This window comes from Lysobacter enzymogenes (assembly GCF_023617245.1).
GTDB lineage: Bacteria > Pseudomonadota > Gammaproteobacteria > Xanthomonadales > Xanthomonadaceae > Lysobacter > Lysobacter yananisis.
The window spans coordinates 1747515-1768472 of the sequence record NZ_CP067396.1 but is presented as its reverse complement, the minus strand read 5'-3'; the positions used below and the strand labels follow the sequence as shown (position 1 = coordinate 1768472).

The following is a 20958-nucleotide window of genomic DNA, read 5'->3' as shown; positions in this document are numbered from 1 at the left end:
CTGATCGAAGCCTTCGCCGCCGACGCGCAGCAGCCGCTGGGCCGGATCGACCTGCTCGACGCCGACGAAACCCGGCAGGTGCTGCACGACTGGAACGCGACCGCGCACGAATGCGCGGACACCCACTTGGCCGCGCTGCTGTCGGCGCAGGCCGCGCGCACGCCCGACGCCGTCGCGCTGCGCTTCGAAGGCGAAACCCTGAGCTACGCCGAGCTGGAGGCGCGCAGCAACCGCTTGGCGCGCGCGCTGATCGCCCAGGGCGTCGGCCCGGAATCCATCGTCGGCGTGGCGCTGCCGCGTTCGCTGGAGCTGCCGGTCGCGCTGTGCGCGGTGCTCAAGAGCGGCGCGGCCTATCTGCCGCTGGACACCGACTACCCGCCCGAGCGCCTGGCCGACATGCTCGCCGATGCCGCGCCGGCCTGCGTGCTCGCCCGCGCCGACACCGCCGGCGCCCTGCCGGCCGACGCGCCGCTGTGGCGGCTCGACGACGCCGCGCTGCGCGAGCGCGTGGCCGCGCTGCCGGCGCACGCCGTCGGCGACGACGAGCGCCGCACGCCGCTGCGGCCGGAGCATCCGGCCTATGTGATCTACACCTCCGGCTCGACCGGCAAGCCCAAGGGCGCGGCGATCCCGCACCGCGGCGTGGTCAACCGCCTGGAATGGATGCAGCGCGAATACGGCCTGCAGGCCGACGACGCGGTGCTGCAGAAGACACCGTCGAGCTTCGACGTCTCGGTGTGGGAACTGTTCTGGCCGCTGACCCGCGGCGCGCGGCTGGTGCTGGCGCGTCCCGGCGGCCATCGCGAACCGCGCTACCTGGCCGAGCTGATCGAACGCGAACGCATCACCACGGTGCACTTCGTCGCCTCGATGCTGGACGTGTTCGTGTCCGAGGCCAGCGCCGCGCAATGCGCCAGCCTGCGCCGCATCGTCTGCGGCGGCGAAGCGCTGTCGGCCGACCTGCGCCGGCGCGTGGCCCAGCGCCTGGGGCGCCCGCTGCATCACTCCTACGGCCCCACCGAAACCTCGATCGGCGTGGCCGCGTGGCCGTGCCGCGAGATCGAACACGGCCCGATCCCGATCGGCGGGCCGATCGCCAACACCCGTTTCTACGTGCTCGACAGCGCGCTGCGTCCGGTCCCACCGGAAACGCTGGGCGAGCTGTACATCGCCGGCGACTGCCTCGCCCGCGGCTATCTCGGCCGCCCCGCGCTCAGCGCCGAGCGCTTCGTCGCCGATCCGTTCGCGCGCGGCCAGCGCATGTACCGTTCCGGCGACCTGGCGCAGTGGCGCGAGGACGGCGTGATCGTCCACCGCGGCCGCGCCGATCAGCAGGTCAAGGTGCGCGGCCTGCGCATCGAGCTGGGCGAGATCGAGGCCGAGCTGGCCCGCGCCGGCTACCCGCGCAACGCCGCGATCGTGCGCGAGGACCGTCCTGGCCAGCGCCAGATCGTCGCCTACGTGGCCGCCGACGCCGAAGCCGGGTTCGACGCCGACGCGCTGCGCGCGCAGCTGGCCGCGCGCCTGCCCGACTACATGCTGCCCGCGGCGCTGGTGGCGCTGCCGGCGCTGCCGCAACTGCCCAACGGCAAACTCGACCGCAAGGCGCTGCCGGCGCCGGACTACGCACCGGCCAGCCTGCGCGAGCCGCGCGACGAACGCGAGCGCATCCTGTGCGCGCTGTACGCCGAAGTGCTGGGCGTGGAGCGCGTCGGCATCGACGACAGCTTCTTCGACCTGGGCGGACATTCGCTGCTGGCGATCCGCCTGATCGGCCTGATCCGCGCGCGCCTGCAGCTGGAGCTGCCGATCCGCGCGTTGTTCGAACACCGCAGCGTGGCCGCGCTGGCGCCGCAGCTGGACCGCAACCGCGCGCGCCGGCCGGCGCTGGCGGCGCAGCCGCGCCCGCAACTGCTGCCGCTGTCGTTCGCGCAGTACCGGCTGTGGTTCCTGCACCAACTCGAAGGGCCCAGCGCCACCTACAACATCCCGCTGGCCCTGCGCCTGCGCGGCCCGCTCGATCCCGACGCCCTGCAGGCCGCGCTCAACGACCTGCTGGCGCGCCACGAAAGCCTGCGCACGCTGTTTCCCGACGGCGACGCGCCGCGCCAGCACATCCTGGCCGCGCCCGGCGCGCACGACCGTCTCGACGACGCCGCGGCGTTCGTATCGCTGGCGACCGTCGACACCGCCGAAGCCGCCCTCGACGCCGATCTGCGCGAGGCGGCGACCTACGCCTTCGACCTGAGCTGCGAATTGCCGCTGCGTCCGACCCTGTTCCGGGTCGGCGCCGAAGACCACGTGCTGCTGCTGTTGCTGCACCACATCGCCGGCGACGGCGCTTCGATGGCGCCGCTGGCGCGCGACCTGTCGCAGGCCTATGCCGCGCGCCTGACCGGCGCGGCGCCGGATTGGGCGCCGCTGCCGGTGCAGTACGCCGACTACACCCTGTGGCAGCGGCAACTGATGGGCGGCGAGGACGACAGCGACAGTCTGCTGCGCCAGCAAATCGATTACTGGAAGCAGCGGCTCGCCGACCTGCCCGAACAATTGTCGCTGCCGGCCGACCGGCCGCGCCCCGGCACCGCGAGCTACCGCGGCCGGACCGCCCATTTCGAGTTCGACGCCGGGCTGCACCGCCGCCTGCTGGCGCTGTCGCAACGCCACGGCGCGACCTTGTTCATGACCTTGCAGGCGGCGGTCGCCGCGCTGCTGACGCGGATGGGCTCGGGCACCGACATCCCGCTCGGCGCGCCGGTCGCCGGCCGCACCGATGCCGCATTGGAGAACCTGGTCGGCCTGTTCCTCAACACCCTGGTGTTGCGCGTGGACACCGCCGGCGATCCCAGCTTCGCCGCCCTGCTCGCGCGCGTGCGCGACACCGACCTGGCCGCCTACGAACACCAGGACCTGCCGTTCGAGCAACTGGTCGAAACCCTCAATCCGACCCGTTCGCTGTCGTACCACCCGCTGTTCCAGGTGATGGTGGTGCTGCAGAACATGAGCGTCGGCGAGCTGCGCCTGCCCGGGCTGCAGTGCGAGGCGCATCCGCTGGAAACGGACGTGGTCAAGTTCGACCTCAACTTCGCGTTCTCCGAGCGCACCGCCGCCGACGGCGCGCCCGACGGCCTGCAGGGCGCGATCGAGTACGCCACCGACCTGTTCGACGAAGCCAGCGTGCGCACGCTGTGGCGGCGTTTCGAGCGCCTGCTGTGCGCGGTGGCCGAGGACGCCGAGCGCGCCATCGGCGCGATCGAGCTGATGGAGCCGACCGAGCGGCAGCGCCTGCTGTACGACTGGAACGCGACCGCACAGACGGTCGTCGAAGCGCCGTTGCCGAGCCTGTTCGAGGCCCAGGCGGCGCGCACGCCGTCGGCGCCGGCGGCGATCTATCGCGACGAGGCCGGCGACGCGCGGCATCTGGACTTCGATGCGCTCAATCAACGCGCCAACCGCCTGGCCAACGTGCTGATCGCCGAAGGCGCGGGCCCGGAGAGCGTGGTGGCGATCGCGCTGCCGCCGTCGCCGGACCTGCTGGTCGCCCTGCTCGCCACGCTCAAGGCCGGCGCGGCGTATCTGCCGCTGGACCTGGGCAATCCGGGCGAACGGTTGGCGGCGATGCTCCACGACGCCAAACCGGTCCGCGTGCTCACGCGCGCGGCCTTCGCCGCTCTGCTCCCCACCCACGCGCCGCTGTGCCTGCTCGACGAACCCGCGCTGCAACAGCGCCTGGCGCGCAGCAGCGCCGCCAATCCCACCGACGCCGACCGTCTGCGGCCGCTGAAGCCGCTGCACCCGGCCTATGTGATCTACACCTCCGGCTCGACCGGTAAGCCCAAGGGCGTGACGGTCTCGCACCGTTCGGCCGCGCATTACTTCGCGTGGAGCCGGCACGCGTACTTCGCCGCCAACGATGCGGCCGGCGGCAACGGTTCGGCCACCACCCTGTCGGCCGCGTTCGACGGCAGCGTCACCGTGCTGTTCGGCCCGCTGCTGGCGGGCCAGCCGCTGACCCTGGTCGAGACCGACCAGGACTTCTCGCGCCTGCTGGCCGCGCAACCGGCCGGCGGCTATGAACTGCTCAAGCTCACCCCGGCGCACCTGAAACTGCTCAACGCCACCCTGGAACCCGGCGCTCCGGCGCCGGCGCGCACCCTGCTGCTCGGCGGCGAAGCGCTGGTGCCGGCCGACCTCGCGTTCTGGCAGCAGCGTTATCCGGACGTGCGCCTGATCAACGAATACGGCCCGACCGAGGCCACCGTCGGCTGCAGCACCTACGAGGTCGACGCCGACATGCGCGAGGCTTCCGCCGTATCGATCGGCACGCCGATCTGGAACGCGCGGCTGTACGTGCTCGACGAAAAACTGCGGCCGCAACCCTGCGGCGTGGCCGGCGAGCTGTACATCGCCGGCGCCGGCCTCGCGCGCGGCTATCTGAACCGCCCCGGCCTCAGCGCCGAGCGTTTCGTCGCCGATCCGTTCGCCGCCGGCGAGCGCATGTACCGCACCGGCGACCTCGCGCGCTGGCGCGAAGACGGCCGCTTGGACTGCCTGGGCCGCATCGACCACCAGGTCAAGATCCGCGGCTACCGCATCGAACTCGGCGAAATCGAGGCGGCGCTGGCGCAGGCCGGTTTCGCCCACAACGCGGTGATCGCGCGCGAGGACCATGCCGGGCACAAGCAACTGGTCGCCTATCTCGCGACCGACGACCTCGATGCGGTGGCGCTGCGCGCGCAGCTGGCCCAACGCCTGCCCGACTACATGATCCCGGCCGCTTTCGTCGCCCTCGACGCGCTGCCGCTGACCGGCAACGGCAAGCTCGACCGCAAGGCGCTGCCGGCGCCGCAACTGCGCAGCGCCAGCGAGCGCGCGCCGCGCGATGCCGCCGAAACGCTGCTGTGCGAACTGTTCGCCGAGATCCTGCACTTGCCGCAGGTGGGCATCGACGACAACTTCTTCGCCCTCGGCGGCGACAGCATCGGCTCGACCCAGTTGGTCGGCCGCCTGCGCCGCGCCGGCTGGTCGGCCAGCGTGCGCACCGTGTTCGAACACCAGAGCCCGGAGGCGCTGGCCCAGGTCATCCGGCCGCTGGCCGATGCCGCCAAGACCGCGCTGGAGGCGGCGGTCGGCGAGTTGCCGGCCACGCCGATCATGCACTGGTTCCTGGAACAGGACGGCCCGCTGCAGCAATACCATCAGTCGGTGCTGCTGCAGATACCGGCGTTGCCCGAAGCGCAGCTGCTGGCGGCCTTGCAGGCGGTGCTCGACCACCACGACGCCTTGCGCCTGCGGCTGACGCCGGAACGCCGCTGGGACGTGCGCGCCGCCGGCGCGGTGCGCGCGAGCGATTGCCTGCAGCGCATCGAGACCGGCGACTGGCCCGAATCGGCGGACCGGCCGGCGTTCGAAGCGCGCATGCACGAGCGCGCCACCGCCAGCGCCGCCGCGCTGGACCCGCGCGACGGCCGCATGCTGCAAGCGCTGTGGTTCGAACACGCGGGCCAGCCGCTGCTGTTGCTGCAGATCCACCATCTGGCCATCGACGGCATTTCCTGGCGCATCCTGTTGCAGGACCTCAAGGACGCCGCCGACGCCATCGCCGCCGGCCGCGCCGTCGTCCTGCCCGCGGTGGCGACGCCGCTGCGCCACTGGGCGCTGCGATTGCCGCAGGCCGCCGCGCAACGCGCGCACGAATTGCCGCTGTGGCAATCGATGCTCGCCGGCCCCGATCCCGCGATCGGCGCGCGCGCGCTGGATCCCTCGCGCGACACCATCGCCACGCGGCGCAGCCTCAGCCTGAGCCTGGACAGCGAAGTCACCCGCACCCTGCTCACCCGCGCGCCCGAAGCCGTCCACGGCCGCATCAACGACGTGCTGCTGACCGGCTTCGCCCTGGCGCTGCGCGGCTGGCGCGCGCGGCGCGGGCTGGACGATCCGGACACCGTGCGTTTCGGGCTGGAAGGCCACGGCCGCGAAGAAATCGTCGCCGGCGCCGAGCTGTCGCACACCCTGGGCTGGTTCACCAGCCTGTTCCCGGTGCAACTGGCGCTGGACGCGGCCGACGCGCGCGCCGCGCTGGACGATGAGCGCGTGCTCGCGCGCTGCCTCAAGCAGGTCAAGGAACAATTGCGCCGGCTGCCCGACCACGGCATCGGCTACGGTCTGCTGCGCTATCTGCACCAAGCCGGGCGGCAGGCCCTGGCCGACCGGGCGCAACCGCAGATCGCGTTCAACTACCTCGGTCGTTTCGGCGCCGGCGACGCGGGCGAGGATTGGGGCGCCACCGACCGCGTCGCGGTGCAGGCCGGCGATCATCCCGAGCGGCCGCTGGCGCACGCGCTCGAACTCAACGCGATCACCCTGGACGGCGCCGCCGGGCCGGTGTTGAACGCGACCTGGAGCTGGGCCGGCGACGTGCTCGGCGAGGACGAGGTGCGCGAACTGGCCGAAGACTGGCACACCGCCCTGCGCGCCATCGCCGCCTACGCCTCGCGCGCGCAGCGCGACGGATTCACCGCGTCCGATCTGCCGCTGGTCGCGCTCGACCAGGCCCAGATCGAGGCCATCGAAGCCGCGCAGCCGGCGCTGGCCGACATCCTGCCGCTGTCGCCGCTGCAACACGGTTTCCTGTTCCATGCCCTGTACGACGAACAGGCCCACGACAACTACATGATGCAGGTGGTGCTGCGCTTCGACGGCCCGCTGCGCGGCGACGCGCTGCGCAAGGCCGCGAACCGGCTGTTGCAACGCCACGCCAACCTGCGCGCCGCCTTCGTCCACGAGGGCCTGGGCGAAGCCGTGCAGGCGATCGCGCGCACGCTCGACGCGCCGTGGCGCGAGGTGGACACGGACGAAGCCGGCTTCGCCGAAGTGTTGCGCGAAGACCAGCGGCAACGCTTCGACCTGGCGCAAGCGCCGCTGCTGCGCTTCATCCTGGCGCGCACCGCGCCGGACCGGCACTATCTGGTGTTCACCAGCCACCACATCCTGCTCGACGGCTGGTCCACGCCGATCCTGATCCAGGAGCTGCTGGCGCTGTATGCGCAAGGCGAACACGCCGCACTGCCGCGGGTCACGCCGTATCGCGACTACCTGGGCTGGCTGGCGGGCCGCGACAAGCCGGCCGCGCTGGCGGCCTGGCGCGAGGCGCTGTCCGGGCTGGAAGAGCCGAGCCGGATCGCTCCGGCGAACACCGTCGCGAGCACGCCCGAGCTGCTGCGTTTCCATCTGCCGCAAGACCTCAGCGCGCGTCTGGTCGAACAGGCGCGGCAATCCGGCGTGACCCTCAACACCGTGATCCAGGCGGCCTGGGGAATCCTGCTCGCGCGCCTGCTGCGCCGCGACGACGTGGTGTTCGGCATCACCTTCGCCGACCGTCCGGCCGAGCTGGCCGGCAGCGAGCAGACGGTCGGCCTGTTGATCAACACCCTGCCGCTGCGCCTGCGCCTGCGGGCCGCCGAACCCTTGCGCGACCTGCTGCGGCGCCTGCAACAGCAACAATCGGCGCTGCTCGAACACAGCCACCTGGGCCTCAGCGAGATCCAGCGCGTGGCCGGCCTGGGCGAATTGTTCGACACCTTGATGGTGTACGAGAGCTACCCCATCGACGAAGCCGGCCTGCAGAGCCAGTCGCAACAGCTCAGCGTCGGCTTCCACAGCCACCACGGCGGCGACACCTCGCATTATCCGCTGGGCTTGTCGGCGGTGCCCGGCGAGCGCATCCGCCTGGGCTTCAGCTACCGCAGCGACGTCTACGCGCCGGCGCAGGTCCAGCGTTTGGCCGACAGCTACACCCGCATCCTGGAGGCGTTCGCCGACCAGCCGCAGCGACCGTTGGCGCAGCTCGACGTGCTGCCCGCGCCCGAGCGCCAGCGCCTGCTGCGCGACTGGAACCAGCGCGCCCTGCCGGTCGCCGAGCCCGACCTGGCGACGGTGCTGGAACGGCAGGCCGCGCGCAGCCCCGACGCGACCGCGTTGGTCTTCGGCGAGGAACGCCTGAGCTATGCGCAATTGCACGAGCGCGCGCAGCGGCTCGCCGCGGTGCTGCGCGCGCGCGGCATCCGCGCCGAGGATCGCGTCGCGGTCGCGCTGCCGCGTTCGAGCGAACTGATCGTCGCCCTGCTCGCCGTGCTCAAGGCCGGCGCGGCGTACCTGCCGCTGGACGTAGACTATCCGGCCGAACGCCTGGCCTACATGCTCGACGACGCCGCTCCGGCGATCGTGATCACCCGCCGCGACGCGATGCGGGCCGCGCCCGCCGACGCGCTGCTGCTCGACGACGACGCGGTGCGCGCCGCTATCGAGCGCTCGGCCATTGAGCGCGCGGCCATTGAGCGCGCGGCCGGCGACGGCGCGCCGCGGCCGGAACTGCGGCCGGAACTGAAGCCGGACCACCCGGCCTACGTCATCTACACCTCCGGCTCCACCGGCAAGCCCAAGGGCGTGGTGGTGAGCCATCGCCAGATCGTGCATTCCAACGCGGCGCGCTTGGACTACTACGCGTCCGCCGACGGCGACGCCGCCGAAACCGCGCTGCTGCTGCCGTCGGTAGCGTTCGACGCCTCGCTCGGCACGATCCTGCATGCGCTGAGCAGCGGCGGCACCCTGGTGCTGCCGGCGCCGGGCCAGGAACGCGAACCCGCGGCGCTGGCCGAGCTCGTCGCACGGCACCACGTGCAGGCCTGGCTCAGCGGCCCGGCGCTGTATCGCGCGGTGTTGGAGCAGGCGCCAGACCGCTTGTCGACGCTGACCCGCGTGGTGCTCGGCGGCGAATCCATCGCGCCCGCGCTGTTGCAACGGCACCGCGCGCAGGCCTCGGCCGATTGCGCGTTGTACAACGAATACGGCCCGACCGAGGCCAGCGTGTGGTCGAGCGTGGCGCGGCTGCCGGCGCGGGCCGGCGCCGACGACAGCGCCGCCGAATTGGCCTGCATCGGCGCGCCGATCGCCAACACCCGCCTGTACGTGCTGAGCCCGCAACTGCAACCGCAGCCGGTCGGCGTGGCCGGCGAGCTGTACATCGCCGGCGCCGGCCTGGCGCGCGGCTACCTCGGCCGCGCCGCGCTCAGCGCCGAGCGCTTCGTCGCCGATCCGTTCGCCGCGGGCGAACGCATGTACCGCAGCGGCGATCTGGCGCGCTGGCGCGACGACGGCCAGCTCGAATACCTCGGCCGCGACGACGGCCAGGTCAAGCTGCGCGGCTTCCGCATCGAGCTCGGCGAGATCGAGGCGGCCATCGCCGCGGCCGGTTACCCGCACAACGCGGTCGCGGTACGCGAAGACCGTCCCGGCCAGCGCCAATTGGTAGCGTATCTGGTCGCCGACGCCGATGCGCTCGACGCCGAAACGCTGCGCCGCGGCCTGGCCGCGAACCTGCCCGAACACATGGTGCCGGCCGCCTATGTCGCGCTGGACGCGTTGCCGCTCACGCCCAACGGCAAGCTCGACCGCCAGGCCCTGCCCGCACCGGAGGCCGGCCGCGAGCTGCGCCTGCCGCGCACCGCGCTGGAACAGTCGCTGTGCGACTTGTTCGCCGGCGTGCTGAGTCTGGACCGGGTCGGCATCGACGACAGTTTCTTCGCTCTCGGCGGCGACAGCATCAGCTCGATCCAGTTGGTCGGACGCGCCCGCCAGCTCGGCCTGCGCTTCAGCGCGCGCGACGTGTTCCAGCACCCCAGCGTGCAGGCGCTGGCGCGCGTCGCCGGCACCAGCGAGGCCGCCGATGCGCTGCCGCAGCAGTCGCCGACCGGCGCGCTGCCGGCCACCCCGATCATGCAATGGCTGCTGGAGCGCGAAGGCTCTCACCGGCACTTCGCCCAGACCATGCTGCTGCAAGTGCCGCGGCTGCGGCACGAGCCGTTACGGGCCGCGCTGCAGGACCTGATCGAACACCACCATGCCCTGCGCATGCGCCTGCGCGACGGCTCGCCCGAGATCGGCGAAGCCGGCAGCGTGCGCGCGGCGGACTGCCTGGACGCGGTGCCGCTGCACGGCCTGTCGGCGCAGGCGCGCGAGCGCCTGATGCACGAGCGCATGCTCGCCGCGCAGCTGCGGCTGTCGCCGGACGACGGGCGCATGCTGCAGGCGGTGTGGTTCGACGACGGCGCCGATTCGCGCCTGTTCCTGGTGCTGCATCACTTGGTGGTGGACGGCGTGTCCTGGCGCATCCTGGTGCCGGACTTGCAGGCCGCGTGGGAGGCGCGCGCCGCCGGCCTCGCGCCGGAGCTCGCGCCCGTGCCCACCTCGTTCCGCCACTGGGCCCTGGCCCTGCCCGCGGCCGCCGCCGCGCGCGCCGCCGAACTGCCGTTCTGGCAGGCGATGGTCGAAGGCGAAGATCCGTCGCTGACCCCACGCCCGCTCGACAGCGCGCGCGACACGCTGGCGACCCAGCGCCATCTGTCGCTGCGGCTGGAACCGGACGTCACCCGGGTGTTGCTGACCCGCGCGCCGGAGCGCGTGCGCGGCCGCATCAACGACGTGCTGCTGTCGGCGTTCGCGCTGGCGCTGGCGCAGTGGCGCCGTCGGCAAGGCCTGGGCGATGTCGAGCGCGTGCGCTTCGACCTGGAAGGCCACGGCCGCGAAGCCCTGACCGGCAGCGCCGCGGCCGAGAGCATCGACATCAGCCGCACCGTCGGCTGGTTCACCAGCCAGTTTCCGGTGCAGCTGTCGCTCGCCGGCATCGACCAAACCGCGGCCGCGCACGGCGGCGCCGCACTGGACGCCGCGCTGAAGTCGGTCAAGGAGCAATTGCGCGCCCTGCCCGACAACGGCATCGGCTACGGCTTGCTGCGCTACCACGGCGAACACGGCCGCGCCGCGCTCGGCGGCCACGCCGCCGCGCAGATCGGCTTCAACTACCTGGGCCGCTTCGCCATCGCCGAGCAAGGCCACGGCGCTTCGGACTGGGCCCAGGCCGAGGCGGCGGTTCCCAGCGCGGGCGAAGACGCGCCGCTGGTGCATGCGCTGTCGCTCAACGCCACCACCGAGGACCGCCGCGACGGTTCGGTGCTGTGCGCCAACTGGAGCTGGGCCGGCGAGCTGTTCGACGAGCGCGCCATCGGCGAACTCGCCCAGCTTTGGTTCGGCCTGCTGCGGCGGATCGCGCACGACGCCAGCCACGACGAGCGGATGCTGTTCACGCCCTCGGACCTGCCGCTGATCGCGCTCGACCAGCAGCGCATCGAAGCGATCGAGGCGATCCAGCCGCCGCTGGCCGACATCCTGCCGCTGTCGCCGCTGCAGCACGGCCTGCTGTTCCACGCGCTCTACGACGACGGCGCGCCGGATGCCTATCTGGTGCAGCAGGTGTTCCGCTTCGAAGGCCGGCTGGACGCGGCGGCGATGCGGACCGCCGCCGACCGCCTGCTCGAACGCCACGCCAACCTGCGCGCGGCCTTCATCCACGACGGCCGCTCCGGCACCGTGCAGGCCATCGCCCGCGTGGTCCAGGCGCCGTGGCGTTTCGTCGACAGCGACGAGGACGGACTGCAGGCGCTGTTGCTGCTGGACAAGCAGCAACGCTTCGAACCCTCGCAGGCGCCGCAGCTGCGCTTCACCCTGGTGCGCACCGCGCCGGACCTGCACTACCTGGTGTTCACCAGCCACCACATCCTGCTCGACGGCTGGTCGATGCCGATCGTGCTGCGCGAACTGCTGGCGCTGTACCACGCGCGCGGCAGCGACGCCGGCTTGCCGCCGGCGCCCGCGTATCGCGACTACCTGGCCTGGATCGACGCGCAGGATCGCGAGGCCGCGCGCGCGGCCTGGCGCGAGGAACTCGCCGGCCTCGACGAGCCCACCCTGCTGGCGCCGGAAGCCTCGGCCGAGCCGAGCATGCCGCTGACCCACCAGCACCTGTTCTCGCGCGAGCTGACCCAGTCGCTCAACGCACAGGCGCGCCGCCACGGCCTGACCCTCAACACCCTGCTGCAGGCGGCCTGGGGCTTGCTGCTGGCGCAGACCACCGGGCGCGACGACGTCGTGTTCGGCATCACCGTGTCCGGCCGCCCGCCGGAAGTGGCCGGCGTGGAGCGCATGGTCGGCCTGCTGATCAACACCTTGCCGCTGCGCCTGCGCATCCGCCCGGAGCAGACGCTCGCGGCCTGGCTGGGCGACCTGCAGTCGCGCCAGGCGCGCCTGCTCAACGAGCAGTTCCTGGACCTTCCGCAGATCCTGCGCGACAGCGAGCACGCCACGCTGTTCGACACCCTGATGGTCTACGAGAACTATCCGCTCGACCCGAACGACCGCCGCGCGCTGGAAGCCGACAGCGAACTGCGCATCGGCATGGCGCCGGGCCACGGCGGCGACCTGTCGCACTACCCGCTCAGCCTGTCGCTGCTGCCGGGCGAACGCCTGCGCCTGGACTTCAGCTACCGCCCCGACGTGTTCTCGCGCGCCGACCTCGACGGCCAGATCCGTCGCTACACGCGCCTGCTCGAAGTCCTCGCCGGCGACCTCGACCGGCCGCTCGGCCGCGTAGACCTGCTCGACGAAGGCGAACGCGCGCGCCTGCTGCAGACCGGCATCGCGCCGCTGCAGGCGCCGCCGCCCGGCGGCCTGCACGATGCGTTCGCGCAAGCCGCGGCGGCCGCGCCGCGCGAGGTGGCACTGGCCTGCAACGGCCAGACCCTGGACTTCGCCGAACTCGACGCCCGCGCCAACCGGCTGGCGCACGTGCTGATCGCCCGCAGCGTCGGCGCCGAGGACCGGGTCGCGCTGGCGCTGCTGCGCACGCCCGACCTGATCGTCGCGGTGCTGGCCGTGCTCAAGGCCGGCGCCGCTTACCTGCCGCTGGATCTGGAGCAGCCCGCCGAACGCCTGCGCGACATCCTCGACGACGCCCGCCCCGTACTGACGATCGGCACTGCCGCCGCGACCCGCGCGCTGGACGGCGCCGCGCCGTTGCTGTTGCTCGACGACGCCGACACCCGCGCCGCGCTCGCCGCCGCGCCGGAGCGCGCGCCGGTCGACGCGGACCGGCGCCGGCCGTGGTCGCCGCTGCATCCGGCCTACGTCATCTACACCTCCGGCTCGACCGGCAAGCCCAAGGGCGTGGTGATCGGCCACGGCTCGCTGGCCAACCTGTTCCATCACCACAAGCAGCGGCTGATCGATCCCGAGACGGCCCGCGCCGGCGGCGCGCGCCGGCGCTTCGCCCTGACCGCCTCGATGGTGTTCGACACCTCGATCGAGGCGCTGCTGTGGCTGGCCGCCGGCCACGAGCTGCACCTGATCGACGAGCAGGTGCGCAAGGACACCCAGTGGCTGGTCGACTACGTGGTCGAGCACGGCATCCACGCGATGGACGTGACGCCCTCGCTGTTCGAGGTGCTGCTGCAGGACGGCCTGCTCGAACGCGACGACAGCCAGCTGTGCTGCGTGATGCTCGGCGGCGAAGCGGTCGGCGAGGCGCAGTGGCGCACGCTGGCCGAATCGCCGCGGGTGCGAGGCTACAACCTGTACGGCCCGACTGAGTGCACGGTCGACGCCTGCTTCGCCAGCATCGACGCCGGCAGCCGCCCGGCCATCGGCGCGCCGCTGTGGAACAGCCGCGCCTACGTGCTCGATGCGCGCCTGCAACCGGTGCCGGCCGGCGTGGCCGGCGAGCTGTACCTGGCCGGCGCGTTCCTGGCGCGCGGCTACCTCGACCGTCCGCGCCTGAATGCCGAGCGCTTCGTCGCCGATCCGTTCGTCCATGGTGAACGCATGTACCGCAGCGGCGACCTCGCGCGCTGGCGCGGCGACGGCCAGCTCGAATACCTCGGCCGCGCCGACGATCAGGTCAAGATCCGCGGCTTCCGCATCGAGCCGGGCGAGATCGAGGCGCGGATCGCCGAGGCCGGCTACGCCCAGAACGCGGTGCTGGTGCGCGACGATCAACCCGGCCGCAAGCAACTGGTCGCCTATCTCGCCGCCCCCGAGGCCGGCTTCGACCTCGACGCGCTGCGCCGGCTGCTGGCCGCGCAACTGCCCGATTACATGGTGCCGGCCGCGTTCGTGCGGCTGCCGCAGCTGCCGCGCAACATCAACGGCAAGCTCGACCGCAAGGCGCTGCCGGCGCCGGACTTCGCCAGCGCCAGCGCGCGCGCGCCGCGCGACGCCAAGGAGCAGCTGTTCTGCACCCTGGTCGCCGAAGTGCTGGGGCTGGAGCGGGTCGGCATCGACGACAATTTCTTCGCCCTCGGCGGCGACAGCATCAGCTCGATCCAGTTGGTCAGCCGCGCGCGCAAGCAAGGGTTGGTGATCACCGCGCGCGATGTATTCCGCCAGCAGACCGTGGAAGTGCTGGCGGCGACGGCCGCGCCGCTGCCGCGCAGCGAAGCCGCGCCGGTGCAGGCGCCGACCGGCGCGCTGCCGGCCACGCCGATCATGCATTGGCTGCTGGACCAGCCCGAGCTGGCGCGCACGTTCAACCAGTCGATGACCCTGCCGCTCGGCGAGGGTTCCAGCGAGGCCCTGGCCCAGGCGCTGCAGGACCTGCTCGACCACCACCACGCGCTGCGCCTGTGCGTGGAACGCGCCGATCGCGGCGGCGAGCGGCAACTGCGGATCGCGCCGCAAGGCGCGGTGCGCGCGCAGGACTGCCTGCGCGAGGTGTCGCTGGCGGGCCTGGATGCGGACGCGCGCCGACGCGCGATCCGCGACGCCGAACGCAGCGCGCGCGACGGGCTCGATCCGCAGCGCGGCCGCATGCTGCAAGCCGTGCGCGTGCACGACGAGAACGGCGCGCAGTTGCTGCTGACCATCCACCACCTCGCCGTCGACGGCGTGTCCTGGCGCATCCTGCTGCCCGATTTCCAGGCCGCCTGGGACGCGCGCAAGCGCGGCCTGGCGCCGCGCCTGGAGAACGCGGCGACGTCGCTGCGCCACTGGGCGCTGCAGTTGCCGGCGCTCGCCAGCGCGCGCCGCGGCGAACTGCCGCTGTGGCGGTCGATGTTCGCCGGCGCCGATCCGGCGCTGGGCGAACGCCCGCTGGATCCGCGCCGCGACACCGGCGCGACCCAGCGCACCCTGACCCTGCGCCTGGACCCGCACACCACCCAGCAACTGCTGACCGTCGCGCCGACCCAGATCCACGGCCGCATCAACGACGTGCTGTTGACCGCGTTCGCGCTGGCGCTGACCGACTGGCGCCGGCAGCGGCTCGGCGCGGCCCCGTCGTCGCTGCGTTTCGATCTGGAAGGCCACGGCCGCGAGGCGATCCTGGAAGGCGCCGACCTGTCGCGCACGGTCGGCTGGTTCACCAGCGAATTCCCGCTGCAGCTCGACCTGGCCGGCCTGGACCTGGACGATGCGCTGCGCGGCGGCCCCGCGCTCGAACAAACGCTCAAGCGGGTCAAGGAACAGCTGCGCCGCCTGCCCGACAACGGCATCGGCTACAGCCTGCTGCGCTACCTCGACGAGCACGGACGCAGCGCGCTCGCCGACGCGCCGTCGCGGCAGATCGGCTTCAACTACCTCGGCCGCCTGCCCGCGCTCGACGCCGCCGAACCGGCCGCCCACGACGATCCGCAACCCGAAGCGCCGCACGGCGACGACGCGACCTGGCCGCTGTGGCACGCGCTCGGCCTCGACGCGGTCACCGTCGACCACGCCGGCGGCCCGATGCTGCACGCGACCTGGAACTGGGCCGGCGAACTGTTCGACGACGACGCGATCCGCGCGCTGGCGCAGCGTTGGTTCGAGGTGCTGCGCTGCATCGCCGAACGCGCCGGCAGCGCGCGCCCGGGCTTCACCCCGTCGGACCTGCCGCTGGTCAGGCTCGACCAGGCCCAGATCGAGGCGATCGAAGCCGGCCAGCCGCCATTGGCCGACATCCTGCCGCTGTCGCCGCTGCAACACGGCCTGCTGTTCCATGCGGTGTACGACGAAGACAGCGTCGATGCCTATCTGGTGCAGGAGGTGTACCAACTCGACGGGACGCTCGACGCCGACTTGTTGCAGACCGCGGCCGACCGCCTGCTGGAACGCCACGCCAACCTGCGCGCCTCGTTCCTGCACCATGGCCTGGCCGAAGCGGTGCAGGTGATCCCGCTCAAGCCCAAGGCGCCATGGCGCTACGTCGACAGCGACGAGGCCGGCGCGATCGCGCTGCTGCGCGAGGATCAGCGACAGCGCTTCGATCCGGCCAAGGGGCCGCTGCTGCGCTTCATCCTGGTGCGCACCGCGCCGGATCGCCACTACCTCGCCTTCACCAGCCACCACATGCTGCTCGACGGCTGGTCCTCGCCGATGGTCATGAAGGAGCTGATCAGCCTGTACCACGCGCGCGGCGACCGCTCGGCGCTGCCGTACGTGACGCCGTATCGCGACTACCTGGCGTGGATCGCGGCGCAGGACCGGCAGAACGCGCGCGACACCTGGCGGCGCGAACTGGCCGACCTCGACGGGCCGACCCTGCTGGCGCCGCAGGCCTCGCCGGAACCGGTGATGCCGCACACCCACCCGCACGAGTTCTCGCGCGAACTGACCCAGGCGCTGACCGCGCAGGCGCGCCGCCACGGCCTGACCATCAACACCCTGCTGCAAGCGGCGTGGGGCCTGTTGCTGGCGCAGACCACCGGCCGCCAGGACGTCGTGTTCGGCATCACGGTGTCCGGCCGCCCGCCGGAACTGCCCGGCGTGGAGCGCATGGCCGGCCTGCTGATCAACACCTTGCCGCTGCGGCTGCCGCTCGACCCCGCGCAGACGCTCGGCCGCTGGCTGGCCGCGCTGCAGGACCGCCAAGGGCAATTGCTCGACGCGCAGCACCTGGGCCTCACCCAGATCCTGCTCGACAGCGGCCACGCCCAGTTGTTCGACAGCCTGATGGTGTTCGAGAACTATCTGCTCGATGCCGACGACCAGCGCCTGTCCGATCCCGACGGCCGCCTGCGCATCTCCATGGTCGACGGCCACGGCGGCGACAAGTCGCACTACCCGCTGACCTTGCTGTCGATGCCGGGCGAATGCGTGCGCCTGAATTTCAGCTACCGCCCCGACGTGTTCGGCAAGGCCGACATCCAGCGCTTCGCGCGCCGTTACCAGGCGATCCTGGAACAGCTCGCCGGCGACCTGAGCCTGCGCGTGGGCCAGCTCGACTTGCTGGAAGACAGCGAACGCATCCAGCTCGATGCCTGGAACGCCACCGAGCATGCGCTGGAACCGGAAAGCCTGGCCGCCGCGTTCGAACGCCAGGCGCGCGCCACGCCGGACGCGCCGGCGCTGGTCGCCGACGCGCTGACCCTCAGCTACGCCGAACTCGACCGCCGCGCCGAACGCCTGGCGCGGACCCTGCTGGCGCGCGGGCTCGCCGCCGGCCAGGGCGTGGCGCTGCTGCTGCGCCGCTCGCCCGAATTGGTGATCGCCACCCTGGCCGTGCTCAAGGCCGGCGGTTGCTACGTGCCGCTGCACGAGCAGTATCCGGACGAACGCCTGGCCCTGATCCTGGCCGAGACCGACGCCGCGCTGCTGATCGCCGACGCCAGCCTGGACGAACGCGATCTCGCCGGCGCCGGGCTCGCGCCGTCGCAGGTGCTGCGGATCGGCCGGCCCGGCGACGACGCGTCGCCGGCCGCCGACGCGCCGCTGCCGGCCGCGCATCCGCGCCAGTTGGCCTATGTGATGTTCACCTCCGGCTCCACCGGCCGTCCCAAGGGCGTGGCGGTGGAACAGGCCGACATCGTCGCCTTCGCCCGCGACCGCCGCTTCGCCCGCGAACACGAAGCGGTGCTGCTGCATTCGCCGCACGCCTTCGACGCGTCCACCTACGAGCTGTGGGTGCCGCTGCTCACCGGCGGCACCGTGGTCGTGTGCACCGGCGATTCCGGCGACGGCCGGCAGATGCAGCGGCTGATCGTCGAACACGGCGTGCGCAGCATCTGGCTCACCGCGGGGCTGTTCCACGAATACGTCGAGTCGATGCCCGAACTGTTCGCGACGTTGCGGCAGGTGTGGGCCGGCGGCGACGTGCTTTCGGCCGACGCCATCCGCCGCCTGCAGGCGCGCTATCCCGCGCTGCGCATCGTCAACGGCTACGGCCCGACCGAGACCACCACCTTCGCGCTGACTTGCGCGGTGCCGATGCTGGCGCCGGAAGCGGCGAGCGTGCCGATCGGTTCGCCACTCGACAATATGCGCGTCTACGTGCTCGACGGCGCGCTGCGGCCGGTGCCGCCCGGCGTGCCGGGCGAGCTGTACATCGCCGGCGCCGGCCTCGCCCGCGGCTACCTCGGACGGCCCGAATTCACCGCCGAGCGCTTCGTCGCCAATCCCTACGCGCCGGCCGCGCATCGCGGCGAACGCATGTACCGCAGCGGCGATCTGGTGCGCTGGCGCGAGGACGGCCGGATCGAGTTCATCGGCCGCAGCGACCAGCAGGTCAAGCTGCGCGGCTTCCGCATCGAGCCGGGCGAGATCGAGAACGCGCTGCAGAACCATCCGGCGGTCGCGCAGGCCATCGTGCAGGTGCGCGAGGACGTGCCGGGCCACAAGCAACTGGTCGGCTACGTGGTGCTCAAGCAGGGCGGCGGCCGCCGCGACACGGCGCAGGAGACGCGCCAGGTCGACGAGTGGGAATCGCTGTACCAGGATCTCTACGACGCCGACACCGTCGACGAGGCCGCGCCGGAGTTCGGCGAGGACTTCCGCGGCTGGAACAGCAGCTACACCCAGGCGCCGATCCCGCTGGAGCAGATGCGCGAATGGCGCGCGGCGACGGTGCGGCGCATCCTCGCCCTGCGCCCGCGCCGGGTGCTGGAGATCGGCGTCGGCAGCGGCCTGATCCTGGCGCCGGTGGCGCCGCAGGTGCAGGTTTACCACGGCACCGACCTGTCGCGCGCCACGGTCGAGCGCCTGCAGCGCCAGATCGCGCAACGGCCGGAACTGGCCGACAAGGTGCAGTTGCTGGCGCTGCCCGCGCATCGCACCCGCCAAGTCGCCGATGCGTTGCCGGTCGGCGAGGGCTACGACGCGATCGTGATCAACTCGGTGCTGCAGTACTTCCCCAGCAGCGATTACCTGCAAGAGGTGATCGAGCAGGCGATGGAACTGCTGGCTCCGGGCGGCGCGCTGTACCTGGGCGACGTGCGCAACCTGCAGCTGCTGCGCAGCTTCGTCAACGCCGTGCAGCTGCATCAGGCGAGCGGCGACACCGACGCGAACACCCTGCGCCGCCGCATCGACCAGACCCTGCTGACCGAAAAGGAACTGCTGCTGGCGCCGGAGTTCTTCACCCAGTTGCCGCAACGCATCGGCAGCATCGCCGCGGTCGACATCCAGACCAAGCGCAGCCGCCACGACAACGAACTGACTCGCCATCGCTACGAGGTAGTGCTGCGCAAGCACGGCCCCGGCGTGCGTTCGGCCGCCGATCTGCCGGCGCAGCCGTGGTCGCCGGCGCTGCTCGATTCCGGCGCCCTCGCCGCGCGGCTGGCGGCGCACCCCGAGGGCCTGCGCATCGTCGACGTGCCGCATCCGCTGCTGCAACCCGAGCTCGACGCGCTGCACCAGTTGCAGGCGGGCCGCCGCATCGCCGAGGTGCGCGCGCGCCTGCTGGCGGCGCAGGGCGGCGAGCTACCGCCGGCCGAAGTCCTGCATGCGCTGGGCGAAGCGCTGGGCTGGGAGGTCGCGGTGACGTGGTCGGATTTCGAACGCGGCCTGGAGCTGCTGTTCCTGCCCAGGCACGACGGCCAGGCGATCTGGACCGACATCCACCGCCCCGCCCACCCGCGCGACTTCGACGCCAGCGCCAACAGCCCCGGCAGCTTCGACCGCCTCGGCGAGTTGCGCGAGCACGCGCAGAAGCACCTGCCCGAGTACATGCAGCCGCTGCTGGTGCCGCTGCCGATGCTGCCGCTGACCCCGAACGGCAAGGTCGACCGCAAGGCCCTGCCCGCACCGGACTTCACCTCCAGCCAGCGCCGCGCGCCGACCACGATGCAGCAACAGGCCTTGTGCGAACTGTTCGCCGAAGTGCTGGAACTGGCCGAGGTCGGCATCGACGACGACTTCTTCGAACTCGGCGGCCACTCGCTGCTGGCCACGCGTTTGGTCGGGCGCATCCGCAACACGCTCGGGGTGGAGGTCTCGGCCCGGCTGCTGTTCGAATCGCCGACCATCGCGGCCCTGTCCGAGCGCATGGCCGAACCGCTGCAGGCGCTGACCGCGTTGGAGCCGATCGTGCCGATCCGCACCCAGGGCCAGTTGCCGCCGCTGTTCTGCCTGCCGCCGGGCGGCGGCCTGGGCTGGTGGTACCGCGGCCTGACCCGCTACCTCGATCCGCAACGGCCGATCTACGCCCTGCAAAGCGCGAGCCTGATCGATCCCGACGCCGCGCTGTCGGGCAGCGTCGAAGAAGACGTCGAAGCCCACCTCGCGCAGATCCGCGCGATCCAGCCCGAAGGCCCCTACCACCTGCTCGGCTATTCCTACGGCGGCGCCACCGCCCTGGAAGTCGCGGTGCGCCTGCAACAGGCCGGCCACGACGTCGCGCGCCTGGTGATCCTGGACTCGTGCATCCGCACCTCGATGCCCGGCTTCGACTCCGACACCGTGCCCAAGGGCGACTACCACGCCAGCATCCTGCAAGGCTTCCTGCAGAACATCGCCGGTTGCGAGCTGGGCGACTTCGACCCCGAATCGCTGGACTACGAACGCGCGACCGAACTACTGAAGTACAGCGTGTTCTCCGGCTTCGACGCCGCCCTGCTGCAGCGCTTCGTCGCCACCCAGAACAACGAAGCCAACCTGCTGAACTACTACCGCCCGAGCGCGAAATTCGACGGCAGCATCGTGTATTTCGTCGCCACCGAAGACCTGGGCGCCGAGGCCTACGTGCTCGAACCGGCGACGTTCAAGCACAACATCACCGGCGAACTGCGCAGCTACGACATCGACTGCCGTCACGACCAACTGACCCACCCGCAGAACCTGTCGCGGATCGGCCGCATCCTGGCGCAGGAGTACCGCCTGTGA

The 20958-nt window shown here is 72.1% G+C and carries 1 protein-coding gene (cut by a window edge); it reads left to right on the top strand.

The features are described 5' to 3' along the window. Positions 1 to 20958, top strand: the 3' portion of a protein-coding gene (locus tag JHW41_RS07485; protein ID WP_250449504.1) for a non-ribosomal peptide synthase/polyketide synthase. Its footprint begins 1254 nt before the window's first position; the window shows 20958 of its 22212 coding nt (coding positions 1255–22212); its start codon lies beyond the left edge, outside the window; it ends in the stop codon at positions 20956 to 20958.